This window comes from Pseudoduganella sp. OTU4001 (assembly GCF_038440195.1).
Taxonomy (GTDB): Bacteria; Pseudomonadota; Gammaproteobacteria; order Burkholderiales; family Burkholderiaceae_D; genus Rugamonas.
In genome coordinates this window covers 154,369-171,190 of record NZ_JASATG010000003.1, presented here as the reverse complement: position 1 = coordinate 171,190, position 16,822 = coordinate 154,369, and the positions used below count along the sequence as shown (strand labels likewise).

General features: G+C 64.1%; 9 protein-coding genes and 1 pseudogene. 4 read left to right on the top strand and 6 right to left on the bottom strand.

The features are described from left to right. Nucleotides 1-61: 61 nt before the first annotated feature. Nucleotides 62-904 carry a phosphoserine phosphatase SerB gene (gene serB / locus AAHE99_RS04300; RefSeq protein WP_342115017.1) on the bottom strand — a complete coding sequence of 281 codons (843 nt, stop codon included), beginning with the start codon at nucleotides 902-904 and terminating at the stop codon, nucleotides 62-64. Nucleotides 905-918: 14 nt separating this feature from the next. Next, entirely contained in the window at nucleotides 919-4,353 is a 3,435-nt protein-coding gene (gene mfd / locus AAHE99_RS04295; protein WP_342114750.1) for a transcription-repair coupling factor, read from the bottom strand. Nucleotides 4,354-4,534: 181 nt separating this feature from the next. Between mfd and AAHE99_RS04290 the strand changes: the two genes are divergently transcribed. Further along, the gene (locus tag AAHE99_RS04290) at nucleotides 4,535-6,307 is read left to right on the top strand and encodes a methyl-accepting chemotaxis protein (protein WP_342114748.1); all 1,773 of its coding nucleotides are present in this window, start codon (nucleotides 4,535-4,537) and stop codon (nucleotides 6,305-6,307) included. Here AAHE99_RS04290 and AAHE99_RS04285 read toward each other — a convergent pair. From AAHE99_RS04285 to AAHE99_RS04275, 3 genes are read right to left on the bottom strand one after another with little or no spacing between them, the layout of a single operon-like run. Further along, nucleotides 6,304-7,074 (bottom strand): PP2C family protein-serine/threonine phosphatase, encoded by a 771-nt coding sequence (locus tag AAHE99_RS04285; protein WP_342114746.1) that lies wholly within the window; start codon nucleotides 7,072-7,074, stop codon nucleotides 6,304-6,306. The genes AAHE99_RS04290 and AAHE99_RS04285 overlap by 4 nt on opposite strands. Next, nucleotides 7,075-8,094, bottom strand: coding sequence for an ABC transporter substrate-binding protein (locus tag AAHE99_RS04280; RefSeq protein ID WP_342114744.1), 1,020 nt, complete (start codon nucleotides 8,092-8,094; stop codon nucleotides 7,075-7,077). Nucleotides 8,095-8,096: 2 nt separating this feature from the next. Further along, nucleotides 8,097-10,454: a penicillin-binding protein 1A gene (locus AAHE99_RS04275; RefSeq protein WP_342114742.1), complete on the bottom strand. Its 2,358-nt coding sequence runs from the start codon at nucleotides 10,452-10,454 to the stop codon at nucleotides 8,097-8,099. A gap of 95 nt (nucleotides 10,455-10,549) precedes the next feature. Between AAHE99_RS04275 and AAHE99_RS04270 the strand changes: the two genes are divergently transcribed. From AAHE99_RS04270 to glpD, 3 genes are read left to right on the top strand one after another with little or no spacing between them, the layout of a single operon-like run. Further along, nucleotides 10,550-12,781 carry an OPT family oligopeptide transporter gene (locus AAHE99_RS04270; protein WP_342114740.1) on the top strand — a complete coding sequence of 744 codons (2,232 nt, stop codon included), beginning with the start codon at nucleotides 10,550-10,552 and terminating at the stop codon, nucleotides 12,779-12,781. An 18-nt stretch (nucleotides 12,782-12,799) separates the two neighbouring features. Next, nucleotides 12,800-14,071 (top strand): metal-dependent hydrolase family protein, encoded by a 1,272-nt coding sequence (locus AAHE99_RS04265; RefSeq protein ID WP_342114738.1) that lies wholly within the window; start codon nucleotides 12,800-12,802, stop codon nucleotides 14,069-14,071. An 11-nt stretch (nucleotides 14,072-14,082) separates the two neighbouring features. Next, nucleotides 14,083-15,597: a glycerol-3-phosphate dehydrogenase gene (glpD, locus tag AAHE99_RS04260; protein ID WP_342114736.1), complete on the top strand. Its 1,515-nt coding sequence runs from the start codon at nucleotides 14,083-14,085 to the stop codon at nucleotides 15,595-15,597. Nucleotides 15,598-15,608: 11 nt separating this feature from the next. Here glpD and AAHE99_RS04255 read toward each other — a convergent pair. After that, nucleotides 15,609-16,809, bottom strand: a pseudogene (locus AAHE99_RS04255) (ISL3 family transposase). Nucleotides 16,810-16,822 lie beyond the last annotated feature (13 nt).

Sequence of the window (16,822 nt, the reverse complement as noted above, 5' to 3'; positions counted from 1 at the left end):
TGTCTGACATTCGGACATTTGCCTTAGGCAAATGTCCGAATGTCAGACATGACCCCGACTTTTAACCCAAGAGGTTGAGGATGCCGTCCAGGCCGACGTAGTTGAATGCTACGCTGGCCTGTTCGCGCACCACCGGCTTGGCCCGGAAGGCGACCGACATGCCGGCAATACCCATCATCTTCAGGTCGTTGGCGCCGTCGCCCATGACAATCGCCTGTTCCGGGCGGATGCCCATGGCGGCGCACACGTGTTCCACCGTCTTGCGCTTGACGTCCGCATCGACAATCTCGCCGACCACTTTGCCGGTCAGCTTGCCGTCGACAATTTCCAGCTCATTGGCGCGGGTGAAATCCAGGCCCAGGCGCGGTTTCAGTTTTTCGGTGAAGAAGGAAAAACCGCCGGAAACCAGCAGCGTCTTCAGGCCGGCAGCTTGCACCCCCTTCAGCATGCGCTCGGCCCCGGGCGACAGGCGCAGGCGTTCTTCGTACACGCGCTCCAGTGCCGATGCATCCAGGCCTTCCAGCAGCGCCACGCGGCGCTTCAGGCTTTCTGAGAAATCCAGCTCGCCGCGCATGGCCGCTTCGGTGATCTCGGCAACCTGCGGCTTGAGGCCCTGCATGTCGGCGATTTCGTCGATGCATTCGATGGTAATGAGGGTCGAATCCATATCCATCGCCACCAGCTTGAATTCGTCCAGGCGGCGCACGCCCATCATGTAGGTGGTATCCAGCTGGGCCGCCTGGGCGGCGATCTCGATGGTCTGGCGCAGGGCCGGGGTATAGGTGATTCCTTCGCAGCGCAGGGCGTTGTCGGAAACAGTCACCACGCGTTTTGGCGCGGTCAGGGCGGCGATGCGCTGCAGACGGGCGGCGCAATCGCCAACTCCTTGCAGCACCAGGTTCATCGTCATGTCGTTCATCAGGCGGTCAGCTGTTTAATGGCGGTTTTGATCTGGTTCACACGCGCTGCCAGGTCCGGCATGTTGGCGGTGATCTTGAGTTTATCCTGTCCATTCAGCTTGATGTGGCGCTGGTTCTGGATCAGGTGGATGATGCGCATCGGATCGATCGGCGGTTTCGGCATGAATTGCAGGTTGACGGCTTCCGAGTGGGCATCGATCTTGACGATGCCGACGGATTTGGCCGCAATGCGCAGGCGGTGGGTTTCCACCAGCGCCTTGGCTGCGTCGGGTAGTTTGCCGAAGCGGTCGATCAGTTCTTCCTGCAGATCGTCAATGCTGGACTGCGCTTCGCAGTTGGCCAGGCGCTTGTAGATCGACAGGCGTTCGTGCACGTCGCCGCAGAAATCCGCGGGTAGCAGGGCCGGCGTGTGCAGGTTGATTTCGGTGGTGGTCGCGAGCGGGGCGGCCAGGTCCGGTTCCTTGCCGGCCTTCAGCGCGCGCACGGCTTCGTTCAGCATGTCCGTATACAGCTGGAAGCCGACTTCCAGCATCTCGCCGGACTGGTTTTCGCCCAGCACCTCGCCGGCGCCGCGGATTTCCAGGTCGTGCATCGCCAGGTAGAAGCCCGAGCCCAGTTCCTCCATCTGCTGGATCGCATCCAGGCGGCGCTGCGCCTGTTTGCTCAGGCCCTGCACGTCGGTCACCAGCAGGTAGGCGTAAGCCTGGTGGTGCGAGCGGCCGACGCGGCCACGCAGCTGGTGCAGCTGGGCCAGGCCGAACTTGTCGGCGCGGTGCATGATGATGGTATTGGCGGTCGGTACGTCGATACCGGTTTCGATGATCGTGGTGCACAGCAGGATGTTGTAGCGCTGCGCCACGAAGTCGCGCATCACTTTTTCCAGGTCGCGTTCGTGCATCTGGCCGTGGGCCACGGCGATGCGCGCTTCCGGCAGCATTTCCTGCAGCTTGGCCAGGCGGTTCTGGATGGTCTCCACCTCGTTGTGCAGGAAGTAGACCTGGCCGCCGCGCTTCAGCTCACGCAGCACGGCTTCCTTGATGATGGAGTCGCCTTCGCTGCGCACGAAAGTCTTGATGGCCAGGCGCTTTTGCGGCGCGGTGGCGATCACGGAGAAGTCGCGCAGGCCTTCCAGCGCCATGCCCAGGGTGCGCGGGATCGGCGTTGCGGTCAGGGTCAGCACGTCCACTTCGGCGCGCAGCGATTTCAGCGCTTCCTTCTGGCGCACGCCGAAGCGGTGCTCTTCGTCGATGATGACCAGGCCGAGGCGGTCGAACTTGACGTCGTCCGACAGCAGCTTGTGGGTGCCGATCACGATGTCCAGCGTGCCGTCCTGCATGCCCTTGATGGCGTTGGCGATTTCCTTGCCGGTGCGGAAGCGCGACATTTCGGCAATGCGCACCGGCCAGTCGGCAAAGCGGTCGGCGAAGGTTTGCGCGTGCTGTTCGGCCAGCAGGGTGGTCGGCGCCAGGATGGCCACTTGCTTGCCGCCCATGACGGCAATGAAGGCGGCGCGCAGCGCAACTTCGGTCTTGCCGAAGCCGACGTCGCCGCACACCAGGCGGTCCATCGGTTTGCCGGAGGTCATGTCCTTGATCACGTTCATGATCGCGGCTGCCTGGTCCGGCGTCTCGTCGAAGCCGAAGCTGTCGGCGAAGCGTTCGTAGTCGTGCGAGGAGTACTCGAACGAATGGCCGGTACGGGCGGCGCGGCGGGCGTACAGGTTGAGCAGCTCGGCGGCGGTGTCGCGCACCTGTTCGGCGGCCTTGCGCTTGGCCTTGTCCCACTGGCCGGAGCCCAGGGTGTGCAGCGGCGCGTCGTCCGGCGATGCGCCGGAGTAGCGCGAAATCACGTGCAGCTGCGAGACCGGCACGTACAGCTTGCTCTCCTTGGCGTATTCCAGGTGCAGGAATTCGGTTTCGCCTTCGCCCAGGTCCATGCTGACCAGACCCATATAGCGCCCGATGCCGTGGTTGATGTGCACCACCGGGTCGCCGATCTTGAGCTCGGACAGGTCGCGCACCATCGATTCGACCTGGGTAACGGCTTCCTGCTTCTTGCGGCCGGCGCGGCGGCCGGAGCCGGCATACAACTCGGTTTCTGTAATGAAGGCGATGCCGTCTTCCAGCTCGAATCCGGCGTACAGCGGCGACACGCCCAGCGCGACTTTGGCGTCGCTGGCAAGGAAACCGTCAAAGCCTTCCACCAGCGCGGGCGCCAGGTCGAATTCGGCGAAATACTGCTGCAGCGTCTCGCGGCGGCCGTTGGACTCGGCGCAGATCATCACGCGGCGGCCCGACTGCATCAGGTAGGCGCGCAGGTTGGTCAGCGGGTCGTCCAGATGGCGGTTGACGGCGATGTTCGGGACAGGCGCCGACAGCTCGGAAGCCGGCAGCGACATATCGCGCGAAATGGCGATGCGCGGGTGCGGCTTGGCCAGCACGAAGAACTGCTCGTCGCCGAGGAAGATGTCGTTCGGCGGCAGGATCGGGCGTTCGCGGTCGGCCTTCAGGAACTTGTAGCGCGATTCGGTGTCGGCCCAGAAGCGTTTGATGGCGCCGTCGATATCGCCCACCATGGCGATGCTGGCAGCTTCCGGCAGGTAGTCGAAGAAGGTTGCCGTCTCCTCGAAGAACAGCGGCAGGTAGTACTCGATACCGGCGGAGGCGATGCCGCTGCTGATGTCCTTGTAGATCACCGCGCGCGACGGATCGCCCTCGAAAGTTTCGCGCCAGCGGCTGCGGAAGGCGGTGCGCGCCGCTTCGTCCATCGGGAATTCACGGCCCGGCAGCAGGCGCACTTCGCGCACCGGGTACAGCGAACGCTGGGTGTCGGCATCGAAAGTGCGGATGGTTTCAATCGTGTCGCCGAACAGGTCCAGGCGGTATGGCAGCGCGGAGCCCATCGGGAACAGGTCGATCAGGCCGCCGCGCACCGAGTATTCGCCGGGCGACATCACCTGCGACACATGGGTGTAGCCGGCCAGCGTCAGTTGCGACTTCAGCTTGGCCTCGTCCAGCGATTCGCCTTGCTTGAAGAAGAAGGTGTAGGCGGCCAGGAAGGACGGCGGCGCCATGCGCACCAGCGCCGTGGTGGCGGGAATGATGGCCACATCGCACTGGCCGGTCTGGATTTCGTGCAGCGTCGCCAGGCGTTCCGATACCAGGTCCTGGTGCGGCGAAAAAGCGTCATAGGGCAGCGTTTCCCAGTCCGGCAGCAGGTGGCAGCGCAGCTGGCCATTGGCGAACCATGGGATCTCGGCCAGCAGGCGCTGGCCATCGCTGGCCTGGGCCACCACCACGGCCAGCATCTGGCCGCGCGTCTTCAATTCGAGTGCAGTTTGCGCCAGGGCGTAGGCGTCACCGGAACCGAACAGGTTGGGCAAAGCAAAGCGGTTGCCTGGCTTTGGAATGGCTTTTTTTAAATCAAAGGGCATGCAAAGGTGACGCTTAAACAAGACTGGCCCCACATTATATCCATCTGTTGCTATGAGGGTTCAAACACTAAGGATTTTGTTGACGCACGGGAAAGAACGCCCGATATTCGTTTGGAAAGAGCACAATCTAACCAAATATAACAAGATAAATAATCTTGCCTTCAAAGAAAGGGTTACCGCGATGTTCAAGAACCTGATGATCAAATGGAAGCTGGCAGTCCTGGTCGCTGCGATGATGCTGGCGCTGGCAATTCTGGGCGTATCAGGCTACCGGGGGATCGCGAAGGTTGGCGAGTCGGTCAACGAGATTGGAGTGGTGCGCCTGCCATCCATCCATGGCCTGCTGATCCTGAGCGAGGGCCAGACGGCGATCTCCAAGGCGACACTGGAAACCGCCATCTACGAGAACGACTACCAGGCGCAAGCCAAGTTCGCCGAAGCGGCGAAGTCGCGCGAAGCCGCCTGGACGAAAGCCGATGCCGGCTGGAAGAAATATGAACCCTTGCCGCAAACTGACGAAGAAGCGGTGATGTGGAAGCAGTTCGTCGGCGAGTGGGACGCCTGGAAGGCCGCCGACGGCAAGCTGGCCGCCACTATCGCCGCGCTGGCGGCGAACAAGGACGAAGCCCGGCAAAAGGAGCTGTTCACCCAGTTCTTTGCGCAATACCACGCCTCCGAGCCGCTGTTTTCCAAGGCCGAGCAGACGCTGGACAAGATCATCGACCTGAATGACAGGATCGCCAAAGACTCGATTGCCGATGGCATGGCGTCCGTTATCACGGCGGAACGGGCCATGGTGATCACCGTGCTGGTGGCGATGGTAGTGGCGGTGGGGATCGCCTGGTTTATCGCATTGGCGATCACGCGTCCGATCGAATCGGCGGTGAAGGTGGCGAAGACCGTGGCCGGTGGCGACCTGACCAGCACGATCGACGTTGAAACGACCGAAGAAACCGGCCAGCTGCTGCAGGCGCTGAAAGATATGAACGAGAGCCTGATCCAGGTGGTCGGCAAGGTGCGCAAGGGTACCGATACCATCGCCTGCGCGACCACCCAGATCGCCAGCGGCAATATGGACCTGTCCAGCCGCACCGAGGAGCAGGCCAGCTCGCTGGAGGAAACCGCTTCCTCGATGGAGGAGCTGACTTCCACTGTGCGCCATAACTCCGACAATGCTTTGCAGGCCAACCAGCTGGCGAAAACCGCTTCCGAAGTGGCGGCCAAGGGCGGCGAAGTGGTGGCGCGCGTGGTGGCGACCATGGATTCGATCAATGAGTCGTCGAGCAAGATCGTGGACATCATCAGCGTTATCGACGGTATCGCCTTCCAGACCAATATCCTGGCGCTGAATGCAGCGGTGGAGGCGGCGCGCGCCGGTGAGCAGGGGCGCGGCTTCGCGGTGGTGGCTTCCGAAGTGCGCAACCTGGCGCAGCGTTCGGCGGCGGCGGCCAAGGAGATCAAGCAGCTGATCGGCGATTCGGTGGAGAAGGTCGGCGCCGGCAGCAAGCTGGTGGGCGAGGCCGGGGCAACGATGGGCGAGGTGGTCACCAGCGTGCAGCGCGTGACCGACATTATTTCGGAAATCAGCCTGGCGACGCAGGAACAAAGTGCCGGCATCGACCAGATCAATACCGCCGTCAGCCAGATGGACCATGTGACGCAGCAGAATGCGGCGCTGGTCGAGGAAGCGGCAGCTGCTTCAGCCGCGCTTGAGGAACAGGCGGCGCAGCTGATGGAAGTTGTGAGCGTGTTCAAGCTCGATGCCGCGTCGCTGGCGGCCATGGGGACGGAAGCGCCGGCGCGGCGTCCGGCCACGCCGACGCGCGCCCTGGCGGTGGAGCGCCCGGCCCGAAGCGCCGAGCAGCGGGCCGCCCCGCGCAAAGAGCCGGCGCCCCAGCGGCGGCCAGCAATGGCCGCGGCCAAGCCGGCCAGCGACGACTGGGAAGAGTTCTAATCGGGACAGCGCAGGAGGATGGCCGTGATGTTATCGCGGCTGCCGTCCTGCTTGGCCTTTTCCACCAGCGCGGCGCAGCGCTCCGGCAGGTTGTCCGGCGTGGCGCCGGCCAGGATGGCGTCCAGCGCACCCGGCATCGACGCGCCATACAGCCCATCACTGCACAACAGGTAGATATCGCCCGGCGCCAGCGCCAGCGCAAACACGTCCGGCCGCACGTCGTCCGCCGGGCCGATCGCCTGCAGCAGCAGGTTACGCGGCGGCAGCATGCCGGTCATGCCCGATTCCAGCGCTTGCTGATACAGCGTCTGGTCATGGGTCAGCTGCGCCAGCTGGCCGTTGCGGTAGCGGTAGATGCGGCTGTCGCCAACGTGGAAAATACAGGCCGGGCCGCCGGCGAGCGGTTGCCACATGCCGGATAGCGTGGTGCCCATGCCATAGCCATCAGCCAGTCCGGCGGCGGCATTATTGGTGAACAGGGCATGGTTGGCGAACAGCACGGCGTCCTGTATCTGGCGCAGGGCCTCGGCTTGGTCCACTGGCGGCGCCATAGCGCGCAGGTGCTTCCACACCAGCAGCAGGGCTTCCGTGCTGGCGATGTCGCCGCCCACATGGCCGCCCATCCCGTCCGCCACGGCGACCAGGTTCAATTCCGGCAGCAGCAGCAGGTTGTCCTGGTTGCTGGGCCGCACAGTTCCGGTATCGGTCAGGCCGAACACCAGGCCCATGGCCATTTGCTGCAAGACCGGCGGCGACAGCGGGATCATCTATATTTGCTCCGCAATTTGCAGCACACGCGCCGGCGGCATCATGTCCAGCTGGCGTGCCACATCCATGTTGACGAGATAGGAATAGCTGCCCGGGGTTTCAATCGGCAGTGCAGCGGGCTTTGCGCGATGGTACAGGATTTGGGCGGCCTTATGGGCGGTGAGGCGGCCGACGTTGCGGTAACCGGCCACCAGGCCAAACAGGGCGCGCCCGTCGCGCAGCGTGACTTCGGCGGCCGAAAACACCGGCAGGCCCAATGCCAGCGCCGTTTCGGTCAGCAGTTTGCGGTTCGCCGACAGGAAGCTGTCGGGGCCCACATACAGCAGTTGCGCGCCTTGCGCCTTGAGCTCGCGCAGCAGCTGCGGAATGGCGTCGGGCTGCGGCTGGCCTGCGTCGTTGAGCGGCACCGGCCGGCAGATAAACTCGGCCGAGTTGCGCTCAACTTCGCTGCGCATTTCGCGCACGGCGAAACGGGCATTCACCTCGTTCGGGTTGAAGATGGCGCCGATGCGGTCGAAGCGGCGGTAGTTGCGGATCGCGTTCATCTGCAGCCGCGCCGGCACCACGTGGCTGACGCCCGTCAGGTTGCGCTGGGACGACGCCAGGCTGCGTACCAGCCCGGCGGCGATGGGCGCGGAGACCATGGTGAACAGGATCGGGATGTCGAATTCGCGCTCCGCCACCGCCACCGAGACCGGCGTGCCCCAGGTGTAGATCAGGTCCGCATGCCAGGCGCGCGCTTCGTCGAGCAGGCCTGGCGCGCGGCTGGCGTCCAGGTCCACGCTGCGCACCAGGAACTCGGCCGCGTGCTTGTTTTCGGCGAACCATTCGCGGAAGCCGGTTTCCACGGCGGTCTCGCCGCGGAACAGGATCATGTAGATGCGCGGGATATGCGGGCGCGCATGGTGCGCATGCGCAGCCGGCGTGAACGCAGCCAGCGGGGTTGCGGCCAGGCAGGCCGCTGCGCCCAGCAGCCGGCGGCGGGAAAATGGAGGTTGGGGAGGCTGCGCGCCACGCATGTTCAGGCGCCAGCTCCCTGCGTTTGCGCCGGCTGCGGCGCGGCTGGCGGGGCCGGCGGCTGCGTGCCCTCAACCGGCTCCGCTTCTTCGCCTTCCTCCGGCACGTTATCGAGGTCGATCGCGCGTACGGTCGGATCGCCGGCATATTCCTCCAGGATCCAGTCGCCGTTCATCTGCGCCACGCCTTCCGGCACCGGACGCTCCACCGGCGGATGCTTCGGCAGGGCGGCGCGCATATAGTCCATCCAGATCGGCAGCGACAGGGTGGCGCCGAACTCGCGGCCGCCGAGCGACTTCGGCTCGTCGTAACCCATCCAGGCCACGGCAACCACGCCGCCGCCGTAGCCGGCGAACCAGCCATCGAAGGAATCGCTGGTGGTGCCGGTCTTGCCCGCCAGGTCAGGGCGGCCGAGGCGTCCAGCCGCCGCGCCGGTGCCGCTGCGGGCCACGTCGCGCATCATGCTGTCCATGATGAAGACATTGCGCTCGTCCAGCACGCGCTCGCCGGTATCGGCAGCTGCCGGCGGTTTGATGTCCATGATCGGTGCGCCCTTGGCATCGGTTACGCGGGAGATCAGGTAAGGCGTGACCTTGTAGCCGCCGTTGGCGAAGACCGCGTAAGCACCCGCCAGCTGCAGCGGCGTGACGGCCCCGGTGCCCAGCGCAATGGTGTAGTTCTTCGGATGGCGCGGCATGTCGAAGCCGAAGCGCGCCAGGAACGCGTGGGTTTCATCCAGGCCGGCGGCGCGCAGCAGGCGCACCGACGGCACGTTCTTGGACGCAGCCAGCGAGCGGCGCATGGTGACCTGGCCGTCGAACACGAAGTCGTCGTTCTGCGGCTTCCACGGTTCGCCGTTGGCGCCGCCCGGCATTTCCAGCGGCTGGTCGGCGATCACGGTGGCCGGGCCAAAGCCCTTGGCCACGGCGGCGGAGTAGATGAATGGCTTGAACGCGGAGCCGGGCTGGCGCCAGGCCTGGGTCACATGGTTGAATTTCTGCAGGCCGTAATCGAAGCCGCCCACCATCGCCTGGTAGGCGCCGGTATTGGCGTCCAGCGACACAAATGCTGCGGCGACTTTCGGCACCTGGCTGATGGCCCAGGCTTTCTTCTCGTTCTGCATTACGCGGATCACGGCGCCGGGGCGGATGGCGGAGGCCGGTTTGGCCTTGTCGGACAGGGAGACCGCAGCCAGTTTCAGGCCGTCGCCGGTAATCGAGAGCACGTCGCCGTCCGAAGTCTCCGCCTTGACCAGGGTAGGGCTGGCCTGCAGCACCACGGCCGGGATCAGGCCATCGCTGACCACGCGCTTGGCCAGTGCATCGTCAATCGCGTCGCCGCGCTCTTCTTCGTCGGCCGGCAGTTCGATGTAGGCTTCCGGGCCGCGGTAGCCGTGGCGCTGGTCGTAGGCCACCACATTGCGGCGTACCGAGGCGTAGGCCGCGTTCTGGTCGGCCGACTGGATGGTGGTGTAGACGTTGATGCCGCGCGTGTAGGTCTCTTCCTTGAATTCAGCAAAGACCACTTGGCGCGCCAGTTCCGCCACGTATTCGGCGTGGGTATCGAACTCCTGGCCGCGGTGGTTGACGTGCAGCTGCTCCTTCCTGGCCTTTTCGTATTGGGCTTCGGTGATGTATTCGAGCTCGAACATCCGCTTCAGCACCACCTGCTGGCGCGAGCGGGCCTTTTTCGGATTGACGGCGGGATTATTGCGCGACGGGTTTTGCGGCAGGCCCGCCAGCATGGCCGTTTCCGCAATCGACAGCTCCTTCAGCGATTTGCCGAAATAAGCCTGGGCGGCGCTGGCAAAGCCGTAAGAACGCTGGCCCAGGAAGATATTGTTCATGTACAGCTCAAGGATTTTGTCCTTGTCGAGCGCCGCTTCAATGCGATAGGCCAGCATGATCTCGGCGATCTTGCGCGAGACGAATTTATCCTTGCTCAGGTAGAAATCGCGCGCCACCTGCATGGTGATGGTCGACGCGCCCTGGCGGAAGCTGCCGCGCAGGTTGGCGCGGGCGGCGCCCATGGCGCGGATCCAGTCGATGCCGCCGTGCTCGTAGAAGCGCGCGTCTTCAATCGCCAGCACGGCTTTCTTCATCAGGTCCGGCACTTCGGCAATCGGGGTGAAGTCGCGGTGTTCCTCGCCGAATTCGCCGATCAGCACCTTGTCTGCCGTGTAGATGCGCAGCGGGATTTTCGGGCGGTAGTCGGTGACCGCTTCCAGTGTCGGCAGGTTGGGGCGGATGACAAAGGCTGCGTAGCAGGCCAGGGCGATGGCGCCGCCCAGGGCGGCGATGCCTGCGCCGATCCCGGCGCGGGTGATGTTGCGGCGGTTCAGCCAGGAAGGTCGATTGCTCAAATCAGCTCTCACGGTTGTGAAGTCGGGCAATTATAGACTATGCAGTAGTTGACGCTTATGCCATAGTCTTGGTGTTTCAGTCTAAAAGGATTTAAGTGTTCCGTCCCTATATCCCCGATGAGGCGCGGCTGCCGGAAATGACCTTCCGCGCCCTGTTCCTCGGTACCGTGCTGGGCATGGTGTTTGGCGCTTCTTCGCTGTACCTGGTGCTGAAAGTCGGCCTGACCGTCAGCGCTTCGATCCCGGTGGCGGTCATCGCCATCACCTTCTTCGGCCTGGCGCGCAAGATGGGCGGCAAAGACTCCAGCATCCTGGAGAACAGCATCGCCCAGACGGCCGGTTCGGCCGGCGAGTCGATTGCCTTCGGCCTGGGCGTGACCATGCCTGCCATCCTGATCCTGGGCTTTGACCTGGAGATCTGGCGCGTGATGCTGGTGGGCGTGCTGGGCGGCCTGCTGGGCATCCTGATGATGATCCCGATGCGCCGCACCATGATCGTCGACCAGCACCGCGAGCTCAAATTCCCTGAAGGGACAGCCTGTGCCGAAGTGCTGAAGGCCGCCGCCAGCGATTCCTCGCGCCTGGCCGCCGGAGAGCCGGTGCAGGGCGAGTCGCAGGCGGCCCGGGATGCACGGCGCCGTGCGCGCCTGATCTTCGGCGGCTTTGCGGTCGGCTTGCTGTACAAGGCGTTGAACGTCTCGCTCAAGGGCTGGAAGGACACGCCGGAAGTGGTGCTGGACGCGCCGCTCAAGGGCGGTTCGATCGGCGCCGAGGTATCGCCTGAGCTGCTGGGCGTCGGCTACATCATCGGCCCGCGCATTGCGCTGACCATGACCGCCGGTGGCGTGCTGTCCTACCTGATGCTGATCCCGATGATCAAGTTCTTCGGCGACCCGCTGACCACCGTCCTGGCGCCGGCCAGCATGCTGATTTCCGAGATGGGGCCGAACGACGTGCGCGGCGCCTATATCCTGTACATCGGCGCCGGGGCCGTTGCCGCCGGCGGCCTGATCGCCCTGATGCGCGCCATGCCGATGATCTGGCGCAGCCTGGCCGCTGGCCTGGCCGGGGTGGGCAAGGCCAGCAAAGCCGATAGCGCCCGCCGCACCGAGCAGGATATCCCGATGAAGTGGGTGGTGATCGGCTGCCTCGCCATTATTGCCGTCATAACTGCCGCCGCGCCGCTGCATATGAACCTGCTGGGCGCCTTGCTGATCCTGGTGTTCGGCTTCCTGTTTTCCACGGTGTCGTCGCGCCTGACCGGCGAGATCGGCTCTTCCTCCAACCCGACCTCTGGTATGGCGGTGGCGACGCTGCTGTTCACCTGCCTGATCTTCCTGATGGTGGGCTGGACCGGCGGCCAGTATTACGTGACAGCGCTGTCGGTCGGCGCGATTGTCTGTATCGCCTCGGCCAATGCGGGCACCGTATCGCAGGACCTGAAAACCGGCTTCCTGGTCGGCTCCACGCCGCGCCTGCAGCAGTACGCGATGCTGGTGGGCTCCCTGGCCTCGGCGCTGCTGCTTGGCCCGATCCTGCTGCAGCTGAATAATGCCAGCACGGTCTACGTACCGGCGGCGCAAGTGGCCCCAGCGGGCCTGGCGACCGATCCGGCACGCCTGACTGCCACCGCGCGCCTGGAAGGCCCGCAGGCCGCCGCCGACAGCGCAACCTACAAAGTCTGGCAGAAGCCTGACGCGCAGGGCGGACCGGAAGGCAAATACCTGGTCGCGCCGGACGGCAAGGCGGTCTGGTTCGTCGATCCCGGCATCAATGGCACCCATAGCAAGCGTCCGGATGGCAGCGAGGTGCGCAAATACGACGCCCCCAAAGCCGTCCTGGTGTCCTACATCATCAAGGGCATCCTCGACCAGCAGCTGCCGTGGACCCTGGTGATGCTGGGCGTGATGATCGCCGTGGTGCTGGAGATGGCAGGCGTGCAGTCGCTGTCCTTCGCCGTCGGCGTGTACCTGCCGCTGTCGGCCACCTTGCCGATCGCCGTTGGCGGCGTGCTGCGCTGGCTGGCCGACCGCCGCAACAGCCAGCTGCCGCAGTACCAAGGCATGGACGAAGAAGCGCGCCAGGCAGCCGGCGACCGCAGCGAAGGCGTGCTGCTGGCATCGGGCTATATCGCGGGCGGCGCCCTGGCCGGTATCGTGATTGCGATTACCGCCGGCGTGATGACGAATTTCGACGCCGCCGTCACCGCCTGGGCCGAAACCGGTAACCCGTTTTTCAGCGGCCCAAGCGCGGATTTGCTGTCCCTGCTACCTTATGCTGTAATCATGGCGCTGCTCCTGTGGGTGGCGCGCGAAAAAGCTAACTAGTTAAACGGAGACTGGGCGATGAAAAAACTGGGAGCGGCAAGCCTGCTGCTGGCAATGGGATCGGCAAGCGCCATGACTGTGGATTGCGGCCGCCTGCTGGACGTCAAGGCCGGCGTCTGGCGCGAAAAGGTCACGGTCCATATCGAGAACGGCAGCGTCAAGTCCATCGAGCCGACCAAGGGCAAGGGCGACGTGGATATGAGCGGCATGTCCTGCATGCCCGGCTTCATCGACATGCACGTACACCTGACCAGCCAGACCATGCCCCAGGTAGAATCGCTGCGCGGCCAGCTCACCCTGGACGCCGCCGACCGCGCCTACGACTCCGTGGCCTACGCCGAACGCACCCTGAAGGCCGGCTTCACCACCGTGCGCGACCTGGGCGCCAACGAAGGCCTGAATATCGCCATGAAGCGCGCCATCAACAGCGGCGCCATCATCGGCCCGCGCATGTTCACCGGCGGCAAAACCATCGCCACCACCGGCGGCCATGGCGACCCAAGCAACGGCAAGTCGCGCGAGCTGCGCCACCTGCACGGCACGCCCGGCCCGAACGAAGGCGTGATCAACAGCCCCGACGAAGCACGCCAGGCCGTACGCGCCCGCTACCAGGAAGGCGCCGACGTGATCAAGATTACCGCCACCGGCGGCGTATTGAGCCAGGCCAGCAGCGGCATGAATTCGCAATTTGACGACGCCGAGCTGAAAGCCCTGATCGCCGCCGCCAAGGATTATGGCTTCAAGGTCGCCGCCCACGCCCACGGCACCGAAGGCCTGAAGCGCGCCCTGAAGGCCGGCGTCGACTCGATCGAGCACGGCACCTTCATGGACGACGAATGCATCGCACTGTTCAAGAAGAACGGCGCCTGGTTCGTACCGACCATCAGCGCCGGCCGCTTCGTCGCCGACAAAGCCAAGGAACCGAACTACTACTCGCCGCTGGTGCGCCCGAAGGCAGCCGCCATCGGCCCGCAGATCCAGGGCACCTTCGCCCGCGCCTACAAGGCCGGCGTGAAGATCGCCTTCGGCACCGACGCCGGCGTTTTCCCGCACGGCGACAATGCCAAGGAATTCGCCTATATGGTGGAAGCTGGCATGCCGGCGCTGGAGGCGATCCGCTCCGCCACGCTGGGCGCGGCATCGCTGCTGGGCCAGTCCAGCCGCCTCGGCTCGCTGGAGCCGGGTTATGCTGCCGATATCGTGGCGGTGGCGGGCGACCCGCTGCAGGACATCACGCTGCTGCAGAAAGTCGGCTTCGTAATGAAAGAAGGCGTCGTCTATAAACAGTAATCGGGGAGCGCATGGCGGACGTAGATTGCGATGTTCTGGTAGTTGGCGGCGGCATTAACGGCGCAGGCATTGCGCGCGATGCCGCCGGCCGTGGCCTGTGCGTCGTATTGTGTGAAAAGGACGACCTGGCATCCCATACCTCGTCCGCCTCCACCAAATTGATCCACGGCGGCCTGCGCTACCTGGAATATTATGAATTCCGGCTGGTGCGCAAGGCGCTGGCCGAACGCGAAGTGCTGCTGCGCAGCGCCCCGCACATTATGTGGCCACTGCGCTTCGTGATGCCGCACAACGCCGGCCAGCGCCCCGCGCTGATGATCCGGGCCGGCTTGTTCCTCTACGATATGCTGGCCAAGCGCGAACTGCTGGCGGGTTCGCGCGGCATCAACCTGCAATGCCACCCCGCCGGCCGGCCGCTGAAAGACAGCTTCCGCGCCGGCTTCGAATATTCCGACGGCTGGGTCGACGACGCCCGCCTGGTAGTGTTGAACGCCATGGACGCCTGCGCCAAAGGCGCCTGCATCCTGACGCGTACCACCTGCGTCGCCGTCGAACGCCACGGCGACCACTGGGTTGCCACGCTGCGCAAGGCGGACGGCACGGAAAAGCGTATCACCACGCGCACCGTCGTGAATGCCGCGGGCCCATGGACGCAATCGTTCCTGAAAAGCGCCGCCGGCGCACAGAAAGCCCGCAACCTGCGCCTCGTAAAGGGCAGCCACATTGTGGTGCGCCGCATTTTCGAGCATGACCAGGCCTATATTTTCCAGAACAAGGATGGCCGCATCGTTTTCGCCATCCCCTACGAGCACGATTTCACCCTGATCGGCACTACCGACCTGGAATACAAAGGCGACCCGCAAAGCGTGGCAATCGAGGAAAGCGAGATCCGCTATCTTTGTGAACTAGCGAGCGACTATTTCCGCGAACCCGTGCGCCCGGCGGACGTGGTGTGGACCTATTCCGGCGTGCGCCCGCTGATTGAGGACGCCGCAGCCGACGCCAAAGCCGTCACGCGCGACTACTTCCTGGAGCTGGACGAGCAGGGCGCACCGCTGCTGAGCGTATTCGGCGGCAAGATCACCACCTTCCGCAAGCTGGCGGAAGACGCCGTGGACATGCTGTGCAGGCAGCTCGGCAAGCCCACGCGCGGCTGGACGGAAAAAGCCTGCCTGCCTGGCGGCGACCTGTTTGGCGCCGTCCCGCAGAACCGCTCCGTGCAGGAGTTCTGCCAGTGGGCCGCCGCCGTGCAGGTGAAATACTCCTGGCTGCCGCCCGAGCTGGTCAAGCGCTACGTGCGCGCCTATGGCACCCGCGTCCACACGCTGTTGGACGGCTGCGCCTCGCTGGCCGACATGGGCGAAGAGATCCTGCCCGGACTGTACGCCGCCGAAGTGAGCTACCTGCGCCGTAAGGAATGGGCTGTCACCGCCGCCGACATCCTGTGGCGCCGCACCAAACTCGGCCTGCACCTCCCCGCCGGCGCCGAAGCCCGCCTCGACGCCTGGCTCGCAGCGCAGGCATAAAAAAAGGTTCATCACGGATTTCCGGGAAACGCGGCTTTGATCTTCATAAAGAAGAATTCTGAGTCGCGGTATCCATAGGCCATCCTCTTCATCACCTTAATCCGGTTGTTGATTCCCTCGAGCTGGCCGGTATGCATCGGCCAGTACATGCGTGCCAAGATGCCGCGCCAATATAAGCTCAAGCGTCTGGCGAAGCGCTGCAATGGCTCAATGCTACTGGCTTGATCCATCGCTAGCCAGTTGCGCCACGCTGCTCGCCAACGCCATGGGCAAGTTGGTTCCCAGAGTTCTTTCAGGCTCGCCTTCATGACGTAGACGGTCATCAGGTCGCGGTTGGCCGCTAGCAGTTTCTCCAGCACAGGTATTTGGTCGGCAGACACATTCTGCGGATTACGTAGTACCAACCAGCGGCCACGCTTAACAAACTGGCGCGCCGGCTTGTCGTTACAATGCCGATTGGCCTCATCGACACGCACCCGGTCGATCACTTCACGCCCGTACTTGGCAATCGTGAAACAGGTCGTACACGACTTTGGCCTTGCGGCAGTGCTTCTTGACCTCCAAGTCAAAGGCCGTATTCATGTCCATTGCAACGGCTTGGATTCGGGCACAGCGCTCGGCGCCCAGCCAGTCAAAGAAGGGCCGAATTGCTTGCCGGCTGCGTCCTTCACCAACCCAAAGCACCTGCCGGGAATCGCCGTCAAGCACCACGGTGGCATAGCGATGGCCCTTAAAGAGCGCGAATTCGTCCATCACCAGCTTAGTGGGTCGAGCCTCGGGCAACGCCTCTAACTGCGCGGCCAGGCGCTGCCGCTCGATTCGGCGTACGGTTTCCCAATGCAGACCCGTTAGCTTGCAAACGTGGGCCACTGGCAATTTGTCGCACCACAGGCCAGTGAAGTCGGCCAACCGTTTGGTCACTCGCGCATGCCGGTCAAGCCAGGAAACGCGTTCGGCGCACGTGCCGCACTGGCCGCATTTAACTCGGCGCAGTCGTACCTGGAGCCAAACCGCTTCGCCAAACATGGGCATCTCGCGCACGGTGCGCCAATAAGTGCCATGCACCTGATCACAGCGAGCATCGCACTTCGAACAATTAGCTGGGGTATTCGTCTGGGGGAGGAGGGAAATCCAAATTCCGTCTGCTCGACGGTCGAAATTCCACACCCCAAAGCCTTCCCAGAACGGGAGGTCGAGATTATTAACCTGCATGAAAGCGGTGGGT

What these genes read in the sequence shown, in the direction of transcription:
- serB (WP_342115017.1), bottom strand. Translation starts at nt 904, where the DNA reads ATGAACCTGGTGCTGCAAGGAGTTGGCGATTGCGCCGCCCGTCTGCAG.
- mfd (WP_342114750.1), bottom strand. Translation starts at nt 4,353, where the DNA reads ATGCCCTTTGATTTAAAAAAAGCCATTCCAAAGCCAGGCAACCGCTTT.
- AAHE99_RS04290 (WP_342114748.1), top strand. Translation starts at nt 4,535, where the DNA reads ATGTTCAAGAACCTGATGATCAAATGGAAGCTGGCAGTCCTGGTCGCT.
- AAHE99_RS04285 (WP_342114746.1), bottom strand. Translation starts at nt 7,074, where the DNA reads ATGATCCCGCTGTCGCCGCCGGTCTTGCAGCAAATGGCCATGGGCCTG.
- AAHE99_RS04280 (WP_342114744.1), bottom strand. Translation starts at nt 8,094, where the DNA reads ATGCGTGGCGCGCAGCCTCCCCAACCTCCATTTTCCCGCCGCCGGCTG.
- AAHE99_RS04265 (WP_342114738.1), top strand. Translation starts at nt 12,800, where the DNA reads ATGAAAAAACTGGGAGCGGCAAGCCTGCTGCTGGCAATGGGATCGGCA.
- glpD (WP_342114736.1), top strand. Translation starts at nt 14,083, where the DNA reads ATGGCGGACGTAGATTGCGATGTTCTGGTAGTTGGCGGCGGCATTAAC.